The organism is Quadrisphaera setariae (assembly GCF_008041935.1).
Taxonomy (GTDB): domain Bacteria; phylum Actinomycetota; class Actinomycetes; order Actinomycetales; family Quadrisphaeraceae; genus Quadrisphaera; species Quadrisphaera setariae.
In genome coordinates, this window is the sequence record NZ_VKAC01000003.1 from 311,959 (window position 1) to 331,902 (window position 19,944).

General features: G+C 74.5%; 17 protein-coding genes. 13 read left to right on the forward strand and 4 right to left on the reverse strand.

Annotation, left to right across the window (positions count from 1 at the left end):
* Window positions 1–52 precede the first annotated feature (52 nt).
* On the forward strand, window positions 53–1,666 hold the full coding sequence (locus FMM08_RS06740) for a GGDEF domain-containing protein (protein WP_147925571.1): 1,614 nt from the start codon (window positions 53–55) through the stop codon (window positions 1,664–1,666).
* Window positions 1,667–1,669: 3 nt separating this feature from the next.
* On the opposite strand, the gene FMM08_RS06745 is transcribed toward FMM08_RS06740, so the two are convergent.
* On the reverse strand, window positions 1,670–2,518 hold the full coding sequence (locus FMM08_RS06745) for a TspO-related membrane protein (protein ID WP_147925572.1): 849 nt from the start codon (window positions 2,516–2,518) through the stop codon (window positions 1,670–1,672).
* Window positions 2,519–2,562: 44 nt separating this feature from the next.
* On the opposite strand from FMM08_RS06745, the gene recO reads away from it, so the two are divergent.
* Window positions 2,563–3,306, forward strand: a complete 744-nt coding sequence (gene recO / locus FMM08_RS06750) for a DNA repair protein RecO (protein WP_147925573.1) — start codon at window positions 2,563–2,565, stop codon at window positions 3,304–3,306.
* 59 nt (window positions 3,307–3,365) lie between these two features.
* Window positions 3,366–4,238: an isoprenyl transferase gene (locus tag FMM08_RS06755; RefSeq protein WP_222710489.1), complete on the forward strand. Its 873-nt coding sequence runs from the start codon at window positions 3,366–3,368 to the stop codon at window positions 4,236–4,238.
* A 74-nt stretch (window positions 4,239–4,312) separates the two neighbouring features.
* Here FMM08_RS06755 and FMM08_RS06760 read toward each other — a convergent pair whose 3' ends face one another.
* The gene (locus FMM08_RS06760; RefSeq protein WP_147925575.1) at window positions 4,313–6,154 is read right to left on the reverse strand and encodes a phosphoenolpyruvate carboxykinase (GTP); all 1,842 of its coding nucleotides are present in this window, start codon (window positions 6,152–6,154) and stop codon (window positions 4,313–4,315) included.
* Between the two features lie 128 nt (window positions 6,155–6,282).
* On the opposite strand from FMM08_RS06760, the gene FMM08_RS06765 reads away from it, so the two are divergent.
* The 4 genes from FMM08_RS06765 to FMM08_RS06780 all read left to right on the forward strand — a co-directional run bounded on the left by FMM08_RS06765 (window position 6,283) and on the right by FMM08_RS06780 (window position 10,833).
* Window positions 6,283–7,731, forward strand: a complete 1,449-nt coding sequence (locus FMM08_RS06765) for a helix-turn-helix transcriptional regulator (protein WP_147925576.1) — start codon at window positions 6,283–6,285, stop codon at window positions 7,729–7,731.
* Between the two features lie 39 nt (window positions 7,732–7,770).
* Entirely contained in the window at window positions 7,771–8,580 is an 810-nt protein-coding gene (locus FMM08_RS06770; RefSeq protein ID WP_147925577.1) for an alpha/beta fold hydrolase, read from the forward strand.
* An 86-nt stretch (window positions 8,581–8,666) separates the two neighbouring features.
* On the forward strand, window positions 8,667–10,085 hold the full coding sequence (locus tag FMM08_RS06775) for a glycine--tRNA ligase (protein WP_147925578.1): 1,419 nt from the start codon (window positions 8,667–8,669) through the stop codon (window positions 10,083–10,085).
* Window positions 10,086–10,179: 94 nt separating this feature from the next.
* The gene (locus FMM08_RS06780) at window positions 10,180–10,833 is read left to right on the forward strand and encodes a PilZ domain-containing protein (RefSeq protein WP_187279597.1); all 654 of its coding nucleotides are present in this window, start codon (window positions 10,180–10,182) and stop codon (window positions 10,831–10,833) included.
* Window positions 10,834–10,957: 124 nt separating this feature from the next.
* Here FMM08_RS06780 and FMM08_RS06785 read toward each other — a convergent pair whose 3' ends face one another.
* Both FMM08_RS06785 and FMM08_RS06790 read right to left on the reverse strand, forming a co-directional pair.
* Window positions 10,958–12,016 (reverse strand): hypothetical protein, encoded by a 1,059-nt coding sequence (locus tag FMM08_RS06785; RefSeq protein WP_147925580.1) that lies wholly within the window; start codon window positions 12,014–12,016, stop codon window positions 10,958–10,960.
* A gap of 228 nt (window positions 12,017–12,244) precedes the next feature.
* On the reverse strand, window positions 12,245–13,690 hold the full coding sequence (locus FMM08_RS06790) for a cation:dicarboxylate symporter family transporter (protein ID WP_147925581.1): 1,446 nt from the start codon (window positions 13,688–13,690) through the stop codon (window positions 12,245–12,247).
* Window positions 13,691–13,856: 166 nt separating this feature from the next.
* Between FMM08_RS06790 and FMM08_RS06795 the strand changes: the two genes are divergently transcribed.
* The 6 genes from FMM08_RS06795 (at window position 13,857) to FMM08_RS06820 (ending at window position 19,940) form a co-directional block, all read left to right on the forward strand.
* On the forward strand, window positions 13,857–15,491 hold the full coding sequence (locus FMM08_RS06795; RefSeq protein WP_255472137.1) for a sensor histidine kinase: 1,635 nt from the start codon (window positions 13,857–13,859) through the stop codon (window positions 15,489–15,491).
* Window positions 15,488–16,219: a response regulator gene (locus FMM08_RS06800; protein WP_255472127.1), complete on the forward strand. Its 732-nt coding sequence runs from the start codon at window positions 15,488–15,490 to the stop codon at window positions 16,217–16,219. The genes FMM08_RS06795 and FMM08_RS06800 overlap by 4 nt, the downstream gene beginning before the upstream one ends.
* A gap of 91 nt (window positions 16,220–16,310) precedes the next feature.
* On the forward strand, window positions 16,311–17,288 hold the full coding sequence (locus tag FMM08_RS06805) for an ABC transporter ATP-binding protein (RefSeq protein WP_147925582.1): 978 nt from the start codon (window positions 16,311–16,313) through the stop codon (window positions 17,286–17,288).
* Window positions 17,285–18,070: an ABC transporter permease gene (locus FMM08_RS06810; protein ID WP_147925583.1), complete on the forward strand. Its 786-nt coding sequence runs from the start codon at window positions 17,285–17,287 to the stop codon at window positions 18,068–18,070. Before FMM08_RS06805 ends, FMM08_RS06810 begins: the two co-directional genes overlap by 4 nt.
* A gap of 11 nt (window positions 18,071–18,081) precedes the next feature.
* A complete protein-coding gene (locus FMM08_RS06815; RefSeq protein WP_147925584.1) occupies window positions 18,082–19,326 on the forward strand; it encodes a histidine kinase in 1,245 nt (414 codons plus the stop codon).
* The gene (locus tag FMM08_RS06820; protein ID WP_147925585.1) at window positions 19,323–19,940 is read left to right on the forward strand and encodes a response regulator transcription factor; all 618 of its coding nucleotides are present in this window, start codon (window positions 19,323–19,325) and stop codon (window positions 19,938–19,940) included. The genes FMM08_RS06815 and FMM08_RS06820 overlap by 4 nt, the downstream gene beginning before the upstream one ends.
* The last annotated feature ends 4 nt before the right edge of the window (window positions 19,941–19,944 follow it).

Sequence of the window (19,944 nt, forward strand, 5' to 3'; positions counted from 1 at the left end):
CGAAGCCACGTCGACGGCGGAGTGCGGGGGCGCTCGGCCGGGGGAGGTCGACGTGGCTGGTGGAGCGCTCGTGGTGCACGGGCTGCCCGGACCCTTCCACGCGGTGGTGGACGAGGCCGGGGACCTCCTCGACGCGTGCGACTTCCGCGCCTGCGCAGCCCGTTGCGAGGCCGCGCTGCCGTGGGTCGAGGCGCTCGGGGACCGCAGCACCGCCGGCTACCTGCGCTACGTCGGTGCCCTCGCGCTGGTGGAGCTGGTCGAGCTGGACCGCGCCGGTGAGCTCCTGGAGGAGCTCCTGGGCGCCCCTGCGGGCCAGGACCCGCTGTGGCGGGCCAAGGCGCTGGCCCTGGCCGCGGAGATCGCGTTCACGCGGGGTCGGCCCGCCCGGGGCGTCGAGCACCTCGCGGAGGCCCTCGGCCTGCTGGAGTCCACCGGGTCGCGCCACGTCAACCGCCTCTCCGCGACCATGGCCTCCGGCCTGGCGCTGCAGGCGGCGGGCGTCCACCCGGAGGCGGAGGTCCTCCTGCGGCGAGTGCTGGCCGACGTGCCCGGCACTCCCGGTGTCAGTGAGCTCAACGTGCTGCCCGAGCTGGTGCTCCTCGTGGCCGAGCGCGCCGCCGGCGCGCAGCTGCGCGGTGAGCCGGCCGAGGCCGACCACCAGTGGGGCAGGGTGCTGGAGCTCTCGCTGCGCTGGCGCCGGCGCGGTGTCCTCGAGGGCGAGGCGTCGCAGGTGCTGAGGTCGTCCGCTGCCGAGGCGCTCGCGTGGCAGCGGCTGGGTGACCACGCCGCGGCCAGCGCGGCCGGCGCCGCCGTCGGGAGCGGCCTGCTCGGCGCTGCCCGCTCGGGAGCCCTCCTGGGCAGGGTGGAGGGCGTCATGGCGCGGCTGCACCTGGCGGGGGAGGCGCACCACCGCGGCCATGCCGCGGCCGCTCGCACCCACCTCGACGAGGCCCTCGCCGAGACCCGCCGCACCGAGCCCGGCGTGTGGGCGTACACCGTGCTCGCGGCGCTGGCTGAGCTGGACGCCGAGGAGCGGCGCTCCCTGCACGGCGAGGACGCCCGCCCCGACCGCTGGAAGGAGCTGGCCCAGGCGCTGCTGGTGCGCACCGCGGCGAGCAGCCGCGCGATCGCCTCGGAGCTGGAGGCCCGCCGCCGCGCCGCGCGCGCCGCGGACGCGCACGACGCCGCGGCCCTCGCCGTCCTCACCGATCCCCTGACGGGGGTGACCAACCGGCGTGGCCTGGACGAGGCGCTCCGGGCAGCGGCTCGCGACGGCACCGAGGTGGCGGCGTGCTTCGTGGACGTCGACAGGTTCAAGGCCGTCAACGACGGCTTCTCCCACGAGGTGGGCGACGAGGTGCTGCGCCGCGTGGCGACGCTGCTCGTGGACGTCACGCGCGGCCACGACCTCGTGGCGCGCTACGGCGGCGACGAGTTCGTGGTGCTCAGCGGCCATCCACGAGACCTCGCCGCCCTGGGGCAGCGCGTGGTCGACGAGGTGGCGGCGCTGCCCTGGGCGCAGGTGGCGCCCGGTCTGCGGGTGAGCGTGTCGGTGGGCGTGACGGGACCGCTGGCCGCCCACGCCGTGCTCGCCTCCGCGGACGCGGCGATGCTCGACGCCAAGCGGCGGGGCCGCGCCCGCGCCGTGGTGCGCCGCGCCTCCTGACCCTCAGGCGGCGGGTCGCACGCCGCGGGCGCGCACCACCAGCGGTGCGGCCAGGACGAGGACGGCCGCGACCACGGCGACCACCGAGACCACCGGCGCCTCCGGCTGGCCCGACCACCGGCCGACGGCGATCCACGCCAGGCCCCACGCGAGCGACAGCGCGGGAGCGACCCTTCCCCGGCCGGCGACGGCCAGGACCCAGCCGACCCCCGCCGCCACCACGAGGACGACGACGGCGAGCGCGGTCGCGAGCGCACCCGTGGCCGGCGCGCCACCGGCGACGAGGGCCGCTGAGGCGTTGGCGACGGTGGCGATGCTGACCCAGCCCAGGTAGAGGCCGATGACGCCGTCGAGCAGCACCGGCTGCAGGGAGGAGCGTGCGCCACCCCGGCTGGACGAGGCCGTCGACCTCAGCCGGGAGAAGGCCACGACCAGCACCGCCAGCAGCGCGAGGATCGCCACCAGCGAGCCGAGCACCGACCCGGCCTGCACCACGAGGATCCATGCGGCGTTGAGGAGCAGGGACGCCACCACCCACCAGCCGGTGGCCCGCTGGCGCTCGTCGTGCCGCTGGGAGGGCAGGAGCTGGTGGACCGCCAGCGCCACGAGCCCGGCGTAGACGACCGACCAGATGGCGAACGCCGGGCCCGCCGGCGCGACCAGCGTGGAGCTGGCCGACAGGGCGCCGCCGGCCGCCTGGGCGATGGGGGTGCCCACCACGGCGCCCGACCCCAGGAAGCCGCCGACGACGGCGACGACGGCGCTGACGGCGACGGCGGCGGTGCGCGTGCCGTCGGACGAGCGCCGGTCCGCGGTGCCGAGGCGGGCTGCGGCTGTCGGGCTGCTGGACATGCGATCACGGTAGGTCTGTCGGAGCTGTGCGGCACGATGAGTCCGTGCGCACCTACCGGGACGAGGCCGTGGTGCTGCGAACCCACAAGCTGGGCGAGGCCGACCGGATCGTCACGCTGCTCACCCGCCACCACGGGCGCGTGCGGGCGGTGGGCAAGGGGGTGCGCCGCACCTCGAGCCGGTTCGGGGCCCGGCTGGAGCCGTACATGCTGCTCGACGTGCAGCTGCACGTCGGCCGCTCCCTCGACGTCGTCCAGCAGGTCGAGACGCTGGCCCCCTACGGCAGGTTCCTCGCGGAGGACTACGCGCGGTGGACGGCGGCAGCTGCCATCGCCGAGACCGCCGAGCGGATGACCAGCGAGGAGCGCGAGCCGGCCACCCAGCAGTTCCTGCTGGTCGTGGGCGCGCTGCGCACCCTGGCCGGCGGGCAGCACGACGCCTCCCTGGTGCTGGACGCCTACCTGCTGCGCGCCATGGCGGTGGCGGGGTGGGGCGCCAGCCTGGCGGCGTGCGCCGTGTGCGGCGACCCGAGCGCCGCTTCGGTCGACCACCCGGCCTTCGCCGTCGCCTCCGGGGGAGTGGTCTGCCGGGAGTGCCGTCCGCCGGGGGCCGCCGCACCGGACGTGCGGACCCTCGCGCTGCTGCAGCAGCTGCTCTCGGGAGACTGGGACCGTGCCGACGCCTCCGAGGTGCGCCAGCGCCGGGAGGGCAGCGGCCTGGTGGCCGCCTACCTGCAGTGGCACCTGGAGCGGGCGGTGCGGTCGCTGCCCCTGGTCGAGAGGGCGTGAGCGCGTGGGCCGTGCAGAGACGGTGAGCAGCCGGTGAGCAGCGTCGTGGGGAGCACCTGGTGAGGGGCCGGCGGTCGTCGTCGTCGACGACGGCGGGGGCGCCCCGTCGCACCGCGCCCGTCGTCGCGCCGCCCCCGCACCCCTCGGGCGCGCGCCCTCCGGCCGTGCCGTCCGAGCTGGTGCCGAAGCACGTGGCCATCGTCATGGACGGCAACGGGCGGTGGGCGAACGCCCGCGGGCTGCCGCGCGTGGAGGGCCACAAGATGGGCGAGGCGTCCCTGCTGGACGTGGTCGCCGGTGCCGTCGAGATCGGCGTCCAGCACGTCTCGGCCTACGCGTTCTCCACGGAGAACTGGAAGCGCTCCCCGGAGGAGGTGCGCTTCCTCATGGGCTTCAACCGCGACGTCATCCGCCGCCGCCGCGACACCATGCACGAGTGGGGCGTGCGCGTCCGGTGGGCGGGCCGCCGTCCTCGGCTGTGGCGCAGCGTCATCAAGGAGCTGGAGGAGGCCGAGCAGCTGACCGCCGGCAACTCCACCTGCACCCTCACCATGTGCGTCAACTACGGAGGCCGGGCGGAGATCGCCGACGCCGCCAAGGCGCTGGCCCGCGAGGTGGCGGCCGGGCGGCTCGATCCCGAGAAGATCGATGAGCGCGCCCTGGCCCGCCACCTCGACGAGCCCGACCTACCGGACGTCGACCTCTTCCTGCGCACCAGCGGTGAGCAGCGGACGTCCAACTTCATGCTGTGGCAGTCCGCCTACGCGGAGCTGATGTTCGTCGACACGCCGTGGCCCGACGTCGACCGCCGCGTCCTGTGGCGCGCCGTCGAGGACTACGCCCGCCGCGACCGCCGCTACGGAGGAGCCCTGGACCGGCCGGCCGAGGCCGAGCCCGCGGGTGCGGGCCTGGCTGGCGGTCAGACCGGCTGACCGGCCGTCCCTGGCGCTGGGCTCGGTGAGCCTGACGAGCCCGGGACGGCGGTCGCTCTTCAGCGACCAGCGGTTCACGCGGCGCCCAGGGCGCCGCCCGAGCGCTGGCGCAGCTCCTCGAGCTGGGCCAGCAGCGGAGCGGGGACCCGGTCGCCGAAGAGCGCGAAGAGCTCGGCCACGCCGTCGGCCTCGCGGGCGTAGTCGGCCGGGTCGGCCGTGAGCAGCTCCTCGAGGGCCTCGCGGGCGAGGTCGATCCCGGCGACGTCGAGGTCCTCCGTGCGCGGCACGAGACCGGCGGGGGTGTCGACGGCGTCGACGCGGCCCTCGAGGCGGGCCACCACCCACTCCAGCACGCGGCTGTTCTCGCCGAAGCCCGGCCACAGGAAGCCGCCGTCGGCGTCCTTGCGGAACCAGTTGACGGAGAAGAGGGCGGGGGCGTTCTCGCCGAGCAGCTCGCCCTGCTCCAGCCAGTGGCTCCAGTGGTCCGCGGCGTTGTAGCCGGTGAAGGGGAGCATCGCGAACGGGTCGCGGCGGACCTCGCCGACCACGCCCTCGGCGGCGGCGGTCTTCTCCGAGGCCATGGTGGCCCCGAGGAACACGCCGTGCGCCCAGTCGCGGGCCTGGGCCACGAGCGGCACGGTGGTCGCGCGTCGGCCGCCGAAGAGGATCGCGTCCACGACGACGCCCTCGGGGTCGTCCCAGGAGTCGGCCAGCGTCGGGCACTGCTCCGCCGCCACGGTGAACCGGGCGTTCGGGTGGGCGGCGGGCCTGCCGGACTCCGGCGACCACGGCTGGCCGGTCCAGTCGACCAGCCCCAGCGGCGGGGTGGGCGTGAGCCCCTCCCACCAGACGTCGCCGTCGGCGGTCTGGGCGCAGTTGGTGAAGATGGTGTTGCCCCACAGCATCTGGTGCGCGGCCGGGTTGGTCGCCTCGGAGGTGCCGGGGGCCACGCCGAAGAAGCCGGCCTCGGGGTTGATGGCGCGCAGGCGGCCCTGCTCGTCGCGACGCATCCAGACGATGTCGTCGCCGAGGGTCTCGACCTTCCAGCCGGGCAGGCTGGGCGTCATCATCGCGAAGTTGGTCTTGCCGCACGCCGAGGGGAACGCGCCGGCCACGTGGTACTGCCTGCCCTCGGGGCTGGTGACGCGCACGAGGAGCATGTGCTCGGCGAGCCAGCCCTCCTCGCGCCCCATGGCCGAGGCGATGCGCAGGGCGAAGCACTTCTTGCCCAGCAGCGCGTTGCCGCCGTAGCCGGAGCCGAAGCTCCAGATCTGCCGGCTCTCGGGGAAGTGCGCGATGAGCTTGGTCTCGTTGGAGGGCCACGCGACGTCCTCGCGCACCGGCTGGCCGAACTCGTCCTCCAGCGGGTACCCGACCGAGTGCACCGCGGGCACCCACGGGGCACCGGCCTCGATGAGCTCGCGGGCAGCGGTGCCCACGCGGGTCATCGTGCCCATGGAGAGCACGGCGTAGAGGGAGTCGGTCACCTGCACGCCGAGCTGGGAGATGGGACCGCCGACCGGGCCCATGGAGAAGGGCACCACCCACATGGTGCGGCCGCGCATGCTGCCGTCGAAGAGCTCGACCAGCTCGGCCTCGAGGTCCACCGGGTCGCGCCAGTTGTTGGTGGGGCCGGCGTCGTCGGGGTCGGTGGTGGCGATGACGGTGCGGTCCTCGACGCGGGCGACGTCGTCGGGGGCCGAGCGCACGAGGTAGCTGCCGTAGTGGGGCTCGGGCAGCGGCTCGAGGGTGCCCTTGCGCACGCCCATGGCGATGAGGCGGTGGCGCTCGGCGCCCGAGCCGTCGCACCACACGACGCGCGCCGGCTTGGTGAGCTCAGCGATGCGGGCCACCCACGCGTGGACGTCGGGGACCTCGGAGCCGGTGGTGGTGGGGTTGTCGTCGATGAGGGTCATGTCGGCTCTCCTCGGTGGGGGGTTCGGGGGTGCTTCGGGCTTCTGACCCCTACAGTTCCCCGTCCGCAACCCCCTCTACAGGCCTGCGCCTTGTGAAGAAGCGCGTTTCTTGCGATAGCGTCAAGTCCGTGACGGCACCCGGCGCCTCCACGGACCCGCTGACCCTCGGGCGGCGCGTCCGCCACCTGCGCACCCAGCGCGGGCTGACGCTCGACCAGCTCGCCGCGGACACCGGCGTGTCCGCCAGCCAGCTCTCCCTGGTGGAGAACGGGCACCGCGAGCCCAAGCTCGGGCTGCTCTCCGCGCTCGCCGCCGCCCTCGGCGTGCCCGCGGGCTCCCTGCTCGACCCCGAGCCGCCCACGCGCCGCGCCGCCCTGGAGATCGCCCTGGAGCGGGCGCAGTCCAGCCCGGCCTACGCCCGCCTCGGGCTGCCCGCCGTGCGGCCGTCCAAGACCCTGCCCACCGAGGCCCTCGAGGCGCTCGTGGGCCTGCACGGCGAGCTGCGCCGCCGCGACGAGGCCGCCTCCGCCACGCCAGAAGAGGCGCGCCGCGCCAACACCGAGCTGCGCCAGACGATGCGGGCGGTCCACAACCACCTGCCGGAGCTGGAGGAGCTCGCCGAGCGCCAGCTGCGCGCCGCCAAGCACGCCGGCGGCCCGCTGACCCACCGCACCGTGGCCCGCATGGCCGCCGACCTCGGCCTGACGATCATCCACGTCGACGACCTGCCGCACTCCACGCGCACGGTCACCGACCTCGAGAACGGCCGCATCTACCTGCCGCCGGTCTCGATCCCCGGCGGCCACGGCCTGCGCTCCCTGGCGCTGCAGGCCATGGCCCACCAGCTGCTCAAGCACTCAGCCCCCGTCGACTACGCCGACTTCCTGCGCCAGCGCATGGAGATCAACTACTACGCGTCCGCGTGCCTGGTGCCCCGCACGCCCGCGCTGGAGCTGCTCAGGTCCGCCAAGGCCGCCAAGGACCTCGCCGTGGAGGACCTGCGCGACGCGTTCGGCATCACCCACGAGACCGCGGCCTGGCGCCTCACCAACCTCGCCATGCACGACCTCGACATCCCCGTGCACTTCCTGCGCGTCACCGAGGACGGCTCCCTGACCAAGGGCTACGAGGACGACGGCGTCGGGTTCCCCGCCGACGCCGGCGGCGCCGTCGAGGGGCAGTACGTCTGCCGGCGGTGGGCCGCGCGCGCCGTCTTCAGCCAGCGCGACCGCACCACCGAGTTCCACCAGTACACCGACACCCCCGCCGGCACGTTCTGGTGCAGCGCGCAGACCGGCCGCGACGCCACCGGCAAGCGCTTCTCGATCACGGTGGGCGTGCCCTACGTGCACGCCAAGTGGTTCCGCGGCCGTGACACGCAGGTGCGGGCCCGGTCCACCTGTCCCGAGGAGGCCTGCTGCCGCCGCCCGCCCACCGAGCTGGCAGACCGCTGGGAGGGCAGGAGCTGGCCGTCGGCCACCATGCACGCGCACGTGCTGGCGCCGCTGCCCACCGGCGCCTTCCCCGGGGTCGACGACGCCGAGGTCTACGACTTCCTCGAGCGCCACGCCCGCTGACCCGCCCCGACCCTGCGAGAGACCTGGGAAGATCCTCCGATGCCCACTGACCCCCTGGCCGACCAGCCGAAGCCGCTCATGGTGGTGACGGAGGACCGGCGCCGCATCGCCACCTACGACCTGGGCGCCTCCGACGGCCCCGCGGACGCCCCGGTGGTGCTCGCCGTCCACGGCTTCGCCTCGAGCTTCGTGGCCAACTACGTGCGCACCGGCTGGACGCGCGACCTGCAGCGCGCCGGCGTGCGGGTGCTCGGCGTGGACCAGCGCGGCCACGGCGCCTCCGAGAAGCCCCACACCCGCGACGCCTACTCCCTGGACCACCTGGTCGAGGACCTGCGCGTGGTGCTCGACACCTACGGCGTGCACGAGGTGGCCTACGTCGGCTACTCCCTGGGCGCCCGCGTCGGGTGGCGCGCCGCGCTCGACATGCCCGAGCGCATCACCCGCGCGGTGCTCGGCGGCATCCCCGACGGCGCGCCGCTGACCCGCTTCCGCGTGGAGGAGGCCAAGCACGCCCTCGCCACCGGCGAGACCCCCTCGGACCGCGTCACCGCCGGCTACCTCACCATGGCCAGCGCCGTGCCGGGCAACGACATCAACGCGCTGGTGGCGCTCGTGGAGGGGCTGCGCCGCGGTGGCCCCGACGACGACCCCGACCCCCACGACCCGCCGCACATGCCGGTGCTGTTCTGCACCGGCAGCGAGGACGGCATCATCGGCGGCTCCAAGCGGCTCGCCGAGGCCACGCCGGGCGGCCGCTTCTACGAGATCCCGGGGCGCCACCACTTCAACGCCCCCGTCTCCCGGCAGTTCCGCGAGACGGCCATCGACTTCGTGCTCGGGCGCTGAGGGGGCCGGCGGCCGTCGTCGTCCTGGCGGCGCCGGGTCCTAGGCTGGAGCGTCCACCGACACGCCAGCCGGAGAGGGTCCCCGCCGTGAGCGCCCCCAGCACCAAGCCCAGCAAGAAGAAGTCCAGCCTCGACGACGTCGTCAGCCTCGCCAAGCGGCGCGGCTTCGTCTTCCCCTCCGGGGAGATCTACGGCGGCACCCGCTCGGCGTGGGACTACGGACCGCTCGGCGTGGAGCTGAAGGAGAACATCAAGCGCCAGTGGTGGCGCTCGGTGGTCACCAGCCGCGACGACGTCGTCGGCCTGGACTCCTCGGTCATCCTGCCGCGGCAGACCTGGGTGGCCTCCGGCCACGTCGGCGTCTTCACCGACCCCCTCACCGAGTGCCAGCAGTGCCACAAGCGCTACCGCGCCGACCACCTGGCCGAGGAGTTCGAGGAGAAGAAGGGCCGCGCCCCGGCCGGGGAGAACGGCGGTCTCGAGGAGATCACCTGCCCGAACTGCGGCACGAGGGGCCGCTGGACCGAGCCCCGCGACTTCAACATGATGCTGAAGACGCACCTCGGCCCGGTCGAGGACGAGTCCGGCCTGCACTACCTGCGCCCCGAGACCGCGCAGGGCATCTTCGTGAACTTCGCCAACGTGATGGGCTCGGCGCGCAAGAAGCCGCCGTTCGGCATCGGCCAGATCGGCAAGTCGTTCCGCAACGAGATCACGCCCGGCAACTTCATCTTCCGGACCCGTGAGTTCGAGCAGATGGAGATGGAGTTCTTCGTCGAGCCCGGCACCGACGAGACCTGGCACCAGTACTGGATCGACGAGCGCACCGACTGGTACGTCGACCTCGGCATCGCCCGCGAGAACCTGCGCCACTACGAGCACCCCGCCGAGAAGCTGAGCCACTACTCGACGCGCACCGTCGACATCGAGTACCGCTTCGGCTTCTCCGGCAGCGAGTGGGGCGAGCTCGAGGGCATCGCCAACCGCACCGACTTCGACCTCAAGACCCACTCGGAGCACTCCGGGACCGACCTCAGCTACTTCGACCAGGCCAAGGGCGAGCGCTGGGTGCCCTACGTCATCGAGCCCGCCGCCGGCCTGACCCGCTCGCTCATGGCGTTCCTCATCGAGGCCTACGCCGAGGACGAGGCGCCCAACGCCAAGGGCGGCGTCGACAAGCGCACCGTGCTCCGCCTCGACCACCGCCTGGCGCCGGTCAAGGCCGCGGTGCTGCCGCTGTCGCGCTCGGAGGACCTGTCGCCCAAGGCGCGCGACCTCGCCGCGCAGCTGCGGAAGAACTGGAACGTCGACTTCGACGACGCCGGCGCCATCGGCCGCCGCTACCGCCGCCAGGACGAGATCGGCACCCCGTTCTGCCTCACCGTCGACTTCGACACCCTCGAGGACCAGGCCGTCACCGTCCGCTCCCGCGACACGATGACCCAGGAGCGCGTAGCCCTCGACAAGGTGCAGAGCTACCTCGCGGGGCACCTCGTCGGCTGCTGAGCACCGCACCAGCGCTTCCGCTGGAGGGGCCGGCCCACGACTCCTCCAGCGGAAACGCTGACTGCGACACGCCGCGAGCCCTAGGCTGGCCAGCGTGTTCGTGACCCCCGACCAGGTGCCGCCGGTGGGCGGCCCCGTGCGCCTCCTGCCGATCTCCGGGGGGCCCGAGCAGCGCGGGACCCTGTCCGACTGGAGCACGAGCCCCGCGGGGCTCGTCGCCACCGCCGTCGTCACCCTCGACGACGACGCCGCTGCCACCCTCGCCGACCAGCCCGTCTGGGCGCACCTGCAGGGCGCCGGCGGAGCGGCTGTGGTGCTGGAGGCCCTGGCCGAGGGCACCGCCGTGGACGGCGAGCTGCTCCTCACGGGCGTGCTGGCCCTCGCCACCGAGCAGCAGCGCGCCGAGCCCCGCGCCGACATCGCCCGCCGCGCCCAGCTGCGCGGCCGCGTGGCCGCTGCGGCGCGCACCATCGACCTGTCCCGGACCGGCGCCCGCGTGGTGCTGGCCACGGACGCCGCGCTGGCCAACCTCGGCGCCGCTGCCGACGACCAGGTGGAGCTGGTGGTCGAGGTCGACGCCCACGAGACCGTGACCGCCGCCGCGCGCGTCGTCCGCGTCGACGCCGAGCGCTCCGAGGTCGCCCTGAGCTTCATCGACCTGTCCGAGGCCGACGCCACGCGCATCGAGCGCGCCGTGCTCGGGCAGATCAGCAGCGACCGCGAGCAGGCCGGCGCCACCTCCGCCTGACCCAGTCGTCCCCCGTCCCCCCCGTTGGGTGCAGGGTGGCCCTGGTCCCGCAGGACTGGACCAGGGCCACCCTGCACCCGTCCGTGAGCGGACCAGATCCACCCAGTGCCGTTCTCGCTGCACGTCAGGATGCGGCGCGGCCTCGTCTCGCCGCGCACACACGGAGGAACTGCAGCACCTCTCGGCAGATGCCTTCGAGGTCCTCGTCGATCTCGCTCGGCAGCACCGAGATGGTGCTCCGCCCCGACATGACGACCACCCGCTGGCGTTGGGTCGTCTTCTTGAAGCGGCCCGGACTGAGGTGCCAGGCGGTCGAGTTGATCTCCAGCTCGGCATCGAGGTCCTCCCAGTACGCGTCGAGGACGACGACGAGCTGACCGTGCTCGTCGCGGACTTCGACGTTCCAGTCCGGCTGGGGCACCCCGAACCTGTCGAAGCCCTCTCTCAGCCTCGCCTCCGCCACTGACCGGATGCCGGCCGCCACCTCCGCCAGGACCTCACGAGACAGCGCCGTCCGCTGGCGCTGAGCCAGGTGGACCTCGTCGGCGACGTGGGCGACGGTGCAGAAGCGCTGCTGCACGACGGCCGCTACCAGTTCGCGGACGTCATCGAGGTCGTCGAGCCAGCGACAGGCGTCGATCGCCGCGCGCGCCGCAGGTACGACCCGCAGGCCACCGCGACGCAGGTCTCCGACGGCTCGGCGGGTGCGGGTGACCAGTGCGAACCCGTGCGAGGTCTTCTGGCTGGTGTGGGGGATGAGGACGTGGACGCGGTCGGACCGCTTCGCCCGGTGGCGCACCCCGTGGAGGTCCAGCGCATCGAGTCCCGTGAGTGCGCTGTCGGGACCGGCGTACTTCAGAGCACCGAGACGGCGCTCGTAGAGGGTCAACACCCCTCGGTGCCCGGCGACGACACCTGGCAGGACCCGCTGCCACGGTCCGGTCCGCGAGATGCGCCGCATGATGGTCGAACTGGGTACGCCCACCCCGCGGAGCTCGGCGTGCGTTGCGACGGAGGCGCCGGGGCGCAGCAGTGTGGTGAGTCGGATCTGGTCGATGGTGGCGCGGCGAGGCACGAGAGGCAGCGTGGCGGTGCAGGGCACGGCATGGCCGTCGGCGTCATGGGCCCTGTGGATGTCGACGCGGATCGGGTGCCCTGTGGGCGCATGAGCGACGGCGGCCACGTCGGCGTCCCTGTGTCAGCCGTGGGGTGTGCGAGCCGGCCCGGGGATCGAGCGTGGTGGGGGACTCCAGTCCACTCCGCGCTGGGTGCGGGGTGGCCCTGCTCCAGTCCCGCGGGACCAGGGCCACCCTGCACCCACGAGGGAGGCGGGAGGCTGCCCCGGGAGCAGACGCACCGAGCGCCGGCCTCCTCGGGGGAGACCGGCGCTCGGGCGTCGGGGTGGGGCGGGTCAGCGCTGGGCGCTGCCGACCAGGGGGCGGTCGCCCGAGAGGACCAGGTCACCGTCGCGCTCGGACGGGGCGTCCGGGCCGGCGGTGGGGGCGCCGTGGCCACCGTCGGCGGCCAGGGAGCTCTCGTCGAAGGGCAGGTCGCCGGAGAGGACGGCCTTGACGCGGTCCTTGTCGATCTCCTTGGTCCAGGTGCCGACGAGCACCGTGGCCACCGCGTTGCCGGCGAAGTTGGTGACGGCGCGGGCCTCGGACATGAACCTGTCGATGCCGACGATGAAGCCGACGCCGGGGACCAGGGCCGGGGCGTGGGCCTGGAGGCCGCCGGCCAGGGTGGCCAGGCCAGCGCCGGTGACGCCGGCCGCGCCCTTGGAGGCGAGGATCATGAAGGCGAGCAGACCGATCTGCGCCGGGATCGACAGCGGGGTGCCCATCGCGTCGGCGATGAAGATCGAGGCCATGGTCAGGTAGATCGCGGTGCCGTCGAGGTTGAAGGAGTAGCCGGTCGGCACGACGATCCCGACCACCGGACGGGCCACGCCCAGGTGCTCCATCTTGGCGATGAGGCGGGGCAGCGCGGTCTCGGAGGAGGACGTGGAGACGATGAGCAGGAACTCGCGGCCGAGGTACTTCAGCAGGCTGAAGATGTTCAGGCCGGTGACGACCCGCAGGATCGTGCCGAGGATGACGAAGACGAAGACGGCGCAGGTCAGGTAGAAGGCGCCCATGAGGATCGCGAGGGCCTTGAGGGCGTCGACGCCGGTCTCGCCGACCACGCCGGCGATCGCACCGAACGCGCCGATGGGCGCCAGCCACATCACCCAGGCGAGGATCTTGAAGACGAGCTTCTGCAGGTTGCCCACGAGGTCGAGCAGCGGCTTGCCGGTCTCGCCCATGGTCTGCAGCGCGAAGCCGACGACGAGGGCGATGACCAGGACCTGCAGCACCTGCTCCTGCACGAGGGCGGAGAACAGGGTGGTGGGGATCAGGCTGGTGACGAAGCCGATGACACCGCCGGCCTCGGAGGACGCCGCAGCGGCCTTCTCGGCGGCCGCAGCAGCGGCGGCCGCGTCGGAGTCGGAGATGGTCAGGCCGTCACCGGGGTGGATGACGTTGCCCACCACCAGGCCGATGACCAGGGCGAAGGTCGACATCGCCAGGAAGTAGCCGAGGGCGATGCCGCCGACCTTGCCGACGGTCGCGGCCTTCCGGATGGACCCGATGCCCAGCACGATGGTGCAGAAGATGACCGGGCCGATCATCATCTTGACCAGGTCGATGAAGGCCGCGCCGATCGGCTTCATCTCCTTGGCGGTGTCCGGGGCCACCAGGCCCAGGACGATGCCGGCCGTCACGGCGACGATCACGCCGATGTAGAGCCAGTGCGACTTGTCCTTGTGCTTCTTGGGGGCCGCCCCGGTCGGGACCGCTGCTGCTGAGCTGCTCATGGTCAGCGCACCTCCACGTCGTCGTGAGACCGGAGCTTCCCCGCTCCGGTGTGCCTCGGGTCACACCCGTCTGTCCATGAGGTTGCCCGCGTGCGCCGGTGGTGTCGTCGTTGTGAACCTTGTGTTCACGGCCGCCTGACCAGCACGTCATCCTGGTGCGGTGCTCATGACCCGGGTGCGGGCGATGTCGCTCGCTCGCCAGCTGCTGGCCCTGCAGGCGGCGCTGCTGGTGGTGCTGCTCGTCGGGGTGGCCGTGCTCGACGCCGTCCTCGACGTCCGCAGCGACCAGCGGGCGGCGGGGGAGCGCGTGCTGGGCATCGCCGAGGCGATCGCGCTGAGCTCGGTGGTGGTCGACGCCGCCGAGCGCGACGCCACCGCTCCCGGGACGGCGACCGCGGCGCTGCAGCCCTTCGCGGAGGCGGTGCGCGCGGAGACGGGGATCTCCTTCATCACGATCATGGCGCCCGACGGCACCCGGTGGACCCACCCCCGCCCGGAGGAGATCGGACGCACCTACCTGGGCTCGCGGGAGCAGGCCCTCGCCGGTGAGCCGTACGTCGAGACGTACACCGGGACGCTGGGCCCCTCCGTGCGCGCCGTGGTGCCCGTCTTCGGCGCGGCCGCGGCCGGCGACCCGCGGCCGGTGGTGGCGCTGGTGGCCGTCGGTGTGACCACGGCCCAGCTCGACCAGGAGTTCGTGCGCAGCCTGCCGGTGCCGCTGGCCGCCCTGGGTGCCCTCATGCTGGTGGCGCTGGCCGGCAGCGCGCTGGTCTCCCGGCGCCTGCGGCGCCAGACGCACGGCATGGGCAGCGAGGAGATGGAGCGGATGTACTCCTCCCACGAGGCGGTGCTGCACTCGGTGCGCGAGGGCCTCGTGGTGGTCGACCCCGACGGGAGGGTGGGCGTGGCCAACGACGAGGGCCGGCGCCTGCTGGGCCTGGCCGAGGGGGCCGCCGACCCGGTGGGCCGCCCCGCGGCCGACCTGCCGGTGGCGCCCTCGCTGCGCGACCTGCTGGTCGAGGGCAGGCCGGCCACCGACGAGACCCACCTCACCGACGAGCGGGTGCTGGTGGTCAGCCAGTCGCGGGTGGAGTGGGCGGGGCGCCGCCACGGGACCGTGATGACGCTGCGCGACCGCACGGAGCTGGAGGCGCTCACCGGTGAGCTGGACTCCACCCGCGCCCTGTCGGAGGCGCTGCGGTCCCAGGCGCACGAGGCCGCGAACCGGCTGCACACCGTCGTCGTCCTCGTGGAGACGGGCCACCCGGAGCGGGCTGTCGAGTACGCCGTGGAGCAGCTGGAGCTGAGCCAGCGCCTCACCGACCGGGTGGTGGAGAGCATCGACGAGCCCGTGGTGGCCGCGCTGCTGCTGGGGAAGACCGCGCAGGCCGCCGAGCGCGCCGTCACGGTGCGGGTGGAGCCGCACTCCTACCTGCCGGCGGGTCTGGCCTCGAGCCCCGCGGCCGGCAGGGACCTGGTCACCGTGCTGGGCAACCTGGTCGACAACGCGGTGGACGCCGTGGCGACCCTCGACGACGACGACGAGCGGGAGGTGCTGGTGGGCCTCCGGCCCGACGGGAAGGACCTGCTGCTGCGGGTCAGCGACAGCGGCCCCGGACTGCCCGACGACCTGGTCGACGCCGCCTTCACCCGCGGGTGGACGACCAAGGTCTCAGCGACCAGCGCCGGGCGGGGCCTGGGGCTGTCCCTGGTCGACCAGGTGGTGCGCCGCCGCCGGGGCACCGTCGACGTCGACGGCTCGACCTTCGAGGTCCGCCTGCCGCTGGAGGGGCTGCGGTGACGGCCAGCAGGGGGCCCGTGCGGGTGCTCGTGGTCGAGGACGAGCCGATCATGGCCGCCGCGCACGCCCAGTACGTCACGGGTGTGCGCGGCCTGGTGCTCGCCGGGACCGCGGGGACGGTCCGCGACGCCGTCCGAGCGCTGCGCTCGGCGCCCCGGGACGCGCCGGTCGACCTCGTGCTGCTCGACCTCGACCTGCCCGACGGGCACGGCCTCGACCTGGTCCGCTCGCTGCGGGCGGCGAAGTGGACCGGCGACGTCATCGCCGTCACCTCCACCCGCGACCTCGTGGCGGTGCGCGCGGCGGTGTCCCTGGGGGTGGTGCAGTACCTGCTCAAGCCGTTCACCCGCCGCTCCTTCGAGGAGAAGCTGGCCCGCTACCTCGACTTCCGGGCGCAGCTGCACGGGGAGGGCGGAGCGGACGAGGCGCCGCTGGACCAGGGCGACGTCGACCGCGCCTTCGCGGCCCTGCGCAGCAGCACCGGTGCGGCGCTGCCCTCGGGGCTGGCGCAGGAGACCCTGGACTCCGTGCGCCGCGCGGTCGCCGCGGCGGGGCCCGCCGCGGGCGCCTCCGCCTCCGAGGTGGCCACCGCGTGCGGGACCTCCCGGGTCACCGCGCGCCGCTACCTGGAGCACCTGACCGAGGCCGGCGAGCTGGAGCGCCACCAGCGGTACGGCGGCACGGGCCGCCCCGAGGTGGAGTACCGCTCCGCGCAGCGACATCGCTGATCCCCGCCCGTGACTGCCCGTGACAGGTGTCACGGGCAGGTCGTGACGGTGGGCCCGGGGACGACGGCGGTCGCGCGGCCAGGCTCTAGCCATGAGCACAGCGACCACGCGGGTCCCCGCGCCGCCGGCGCCCGCACGCCACCCCGACCCGGGCGCACCTGCCCTGCTCCTGAGGGGGCTCACGCAGCGCTTCGGGTCCGTGACCGCCGTCGACGGCATCGACCTGGAGGTCGCCCCCGGTGAGGTGGTGGCCTTCCTCGGCCCCAACGGCGCTGGCAAGACCAGCACCCTCGACGTGGTGCTCGGCCTGGCGCAGCCGACCTCGGGCACCGTCGAGGTCTGCGGCACCACCCCGCGCGACGCCGTCGACAGGGGGTGGATCTCCGCGGTCATGCAGACCGGCGGCCTGCTCAAGGACCTGACCGTCGCCGAGACGGTGGAGCTGACCGCGAGCCTGTTCTCCAGCCACCAGCCGCTGGACGCCGTCATGGAGCGGGCGGGCGTCTCCGGCATCGCCGGCCGCCGCGTGGGCAAGTGCTCCGGAGGTGAGCAGCAGCGGCTGCGCTTCGCGATGGCGCTCCTGCCCGACCCCCGCCTGCTCGTGCTCGACGAGCCCACCACCGGCATGGACGTGGAGGGCCGGCGCGCCTTCTGGAAGGCGATCAGGGACGACGCCCAGCGCCCTCACCGGGGCCGCACGGTCATCTTCGCGACGCACTACCTCGAAGAGGCCGACACCTACGCCGACCGCGTGGTGCTGGTCAGCCGCGGGCGCGTGGTCGCGGACGGCACCGCCGCGCAGGTGCGGGCCATGTCGTCGGGGCGGACCGTCCGCGCCACCTGGCCGGGAGCCACCCCGGCGGAGGTCGACAGGCTCGGGCTCCTCGGCGGCGTCGAGTCCGTCTCCCTGGTCGGCAGCACGGTCACCGCGCACACCACCGACTCCGACGCGCTGGCCCGCCACCTGCTCAGCGCCACGCCCTGCCGCGACCTGGAGGTCACCGCCCGCGGCCTGGAGGACACGTTCCTCGCCCTCACCCAGCCCACGAACGCGCAGGAGCAGCGATGACCACCACCAGCCCCACGACGACGACGAGCGTCCGCGCCGCGGCGCCCGCCCGCGTCCGCCGCCCGCTCGTCAACCCGACCTACCTGCGGCTGGAGCTGCGCCGCCTGCTGCGCAACCGGCGCACCCTCGTCTTCAGCGTGGTGCTGCCGGTGGTGTTCGTCCTGAGCTTCTCCGGTGCGCAGTCCGACCCGCAGGGCAAGGCCTACGTCGCCGTCAACTTCGCCGTCTACGGCGCGATGGTCGCCGCGGCGGCCACCGGGGCCGCCGTCTCGGTCGAGCGCAGCTCCGGCTGGAGCCGGCAGCTGCGCCTGACGCCGCTGCGCCCCGCCGCCCAGGTGGCCACCAAGGTCATGACCGCGCTGGTGCTGGCGGCGCTGCCCGTCGTCGTCGTCCTGGCGGTGGGGGCCGCGATGGGCGGGCGGCTGCCCGCGGGGGACTGGGCCGCGGCGGCGCTCGCGGCGTGGCTGGGTGCGGTCCCGTTCGCCGGGCTCGGCCTCGCGGTCGGCTACCTCGTGCCCGCGGAGAACGCGATGCAGGTGGTCGGTGCGGGCATGTCGCTGCTGGCGATGGTGGGCGGGCTGTTCGTCCCGCTGTCGATCTTCGGCACCACCATGCGCCACGTCGCCGCCCTCACCCCGGCCTGGGGCCCGAGCGTGCTGGCCCGCCACCCCTTCGCCCACGAGTCCACCGTGACCGCGGGCGCGGCCAGCCTCGTGGTGTGGGCGCTGCTCTTCGCGGCCGCCGCGGCCTGGCTGTTCCGCCGCGACACGGCCCGCGTGTGACGATCGCCCCCGTGAGGACGAGCGCGCCGTCGGCCGCAGCACCCTCTGCTGCGGCCGGTGGCGCGCCGCCGCCGTCGCGGGCCGCCCAGCGGTGGCGCCGCTGGGGCTGGCTCATGGCGGCGGTGTGGCTGGTGTTCCTGCTCAACCCCCTGCTGCCGGCCCTGCGCAACCCCGACCGCGCCTCCGGAGCGGTCTCGGTGGTGGCGGTCGTCGCGTTCGCCGCGCTGTACCTGTGGTCGCTCGCGTTCCGCGACCGCCAGCGCGACGCCCACGGGTGGGCGCTGGAGCAGGAGCCGCGGGTCGCGTGGACCACCTTCGCCGCTCTGGTGGTGCTGTCCGCCCTGTCCTTCGTGGGGGCCGGCCTCGACGGGGCCGCGACGTTCGTGTTCCTCGCCGTCTACGCGATCTTCGCCCTCCCCCGGGTGGCGGGGGTCGTCATCTCGCTGGCGATCGTCGTGGGCTGCCTGCTGGTCCCGCTCGTGGCCCCGCGGCTGGGTGACCTCGACTCCATCGCCCTGTCGACCGCGCTGGCAGGGACCACGATCTTCGGCGTGACCGCCACCGCGCGCCGCGGCCGCCAGCTGGCGGTGGCCCAGCAGGACCTCGCGCGCCTGGCCGTGGTGGAGGAGCGGGGCCGCGTGGCGCGGGACCTGCACGACCTGCTCGGTCACTCCCTCACGGTGGTGACCCTCAAGGCGCAGCTGGCGTCGCGGCTGCTGGAGGCGGACGGCGCCGACAGCCGGGCGCGCGCCGCCGCGGAGATGGCCGAGGTGGAGCGCCTCTCGCGCGACGCCCTCGCCGACGTCCGCGCCGCGCTGGCCGGGTACCGCGAGGCGAGCCTGGGGACGGAGCTCGCCGGGGCCCGCCAGGCCCTGGCCGCGGCGGGCGTCACCGCGCACCTGCCGGCCACGGTCGACGCGGAGCTGCCCGCCGAGCTGCGCGAGGTCTTCGCGTGGACGGTGCGGGAGGGCGTCACCAACGTGATCAGGCACGCGCGCGCGAGCACCTGCTGGGTGGAGCTGTCGCCCACGGAGCTGGTGGTCAGCGACGACGGCCGCGGCCGTGCCGAGCAGGTGGCCGGGGGTGTGGGTGGCAGCGGGCTGGCCGGTCTCGCCGAGCGCGCCCGCCGCGCGGGCGCGCGGGTGAGCACGGGCCGGTCCAGCGCCGGCGGCTTCCGCCTGGCGGTCACCTCCGGCGCCGCCGCTGAGGACGACGACGGCGCCGTCGGCGCCCGTGCCCGGGGAGGTCGCCCGTGACCGGGCTGCGCCTCCTGCTGGCCGACGACCAGGCCCTGGTCCGCGGTGCGCTGGCCGCGCTGCTGCAGCTCGAGAGCGACCTCGACGTCGTCGCGGAGGTCGCCCGCGGCGACGAGGTGGTGGACGCCGTCCGCGAGCACCGGCCCGACGTCGCCCTGCTCGACGTGGAGATGCCCGGCCTGGACGGCATCGCCGCCACCGCCGCCGTGCGCGCCGCCTGCCCGGGCACGCGCGTGCTCGTCGTCACCACGTTCGGGCGGCCCGGCTACCTGCGCCGCGCGATGGAGGCGGGTGCGTCGGGCTTCGTCGTCAAGGACACCCCGGCCCGCGAGCTCGCCGACGCCGTGCGGCGCGTGGCCGCCGGCCTGCGCGTCGTGGACCCCGCGCTCGCGGCCGAGAGCCTGGCCGCGGGCACGAGCCCGCTCACCGAGCGGGAGACGCAGGTGCTGCGCGCCGCCCGTGACGGGGGCACCGCCGGCGACCTCGCCGCCGCGCTGCACCTCAGCGAGGGCACGGTGCGCAACCACCTCTCCTCGGCCATCGGCAAGACCGGCGCCCGCACCCGCGCCGAGGCCGTCCGGCTGGCCGAGCAGAACGGCTGGCTCCTGGGCTGAGGGC

Excerpts from the sequence above, each read along its gene's own strand:
- FMM08_RS06745 (WP_147925572.1), bottom strand. The coding sequence starts at position 2,518 with ATGTCCAGCAGCCCGACAGCCGCAGCCCGCCTCGGCACCGCGGACCGG.
- FMM08_RS06760 (WP_147925575.1), bottom strand. The coding sequence starts at position 6,154 with ATGACCCTCATCGACGACAACCCCACCACCACCGGCTCCGAGGTCCCC.
- FMM08_RS06770 (WP_147925577.1), top strand. The coding sequence starts at position 7,771 with ATGCCCACTGACCCCCTGGCCGACCAGCCGAAGCCGCTCATGGTGGTG.
- FMM08_RS06790 (WP_147925581.1), bottom strand. The coding sequence starts at position 13,690 with ATGAGCAGCTCAGCAGCAGCGGTCCCGACCGGGGCGGCCCCCAAGAAG.
- FMM08_RS06795 (WP_255472137.1), top strand. The coding sequence starts at position 13,857 with ATGACCCGGGTGCGGGCGATGTCGCTCGCTCGCCAGCTGCTGGCCCTG.
- FMM08_RS06805 (WP_147925582.1), top strand. The coding sequence starts at position 16,311 with ATGAGCACAGCGACCACGCGGGTCCCCGCGCCGCCGGCGCCCGCACGC.
- FMM08_RS06810 (WP_147925583.1), top strand. The coding sequence starts at position 17,285 with ATGACCACCACCAGCCCCACGACGACGACGAGCGTCCGCGCCGCGGCG.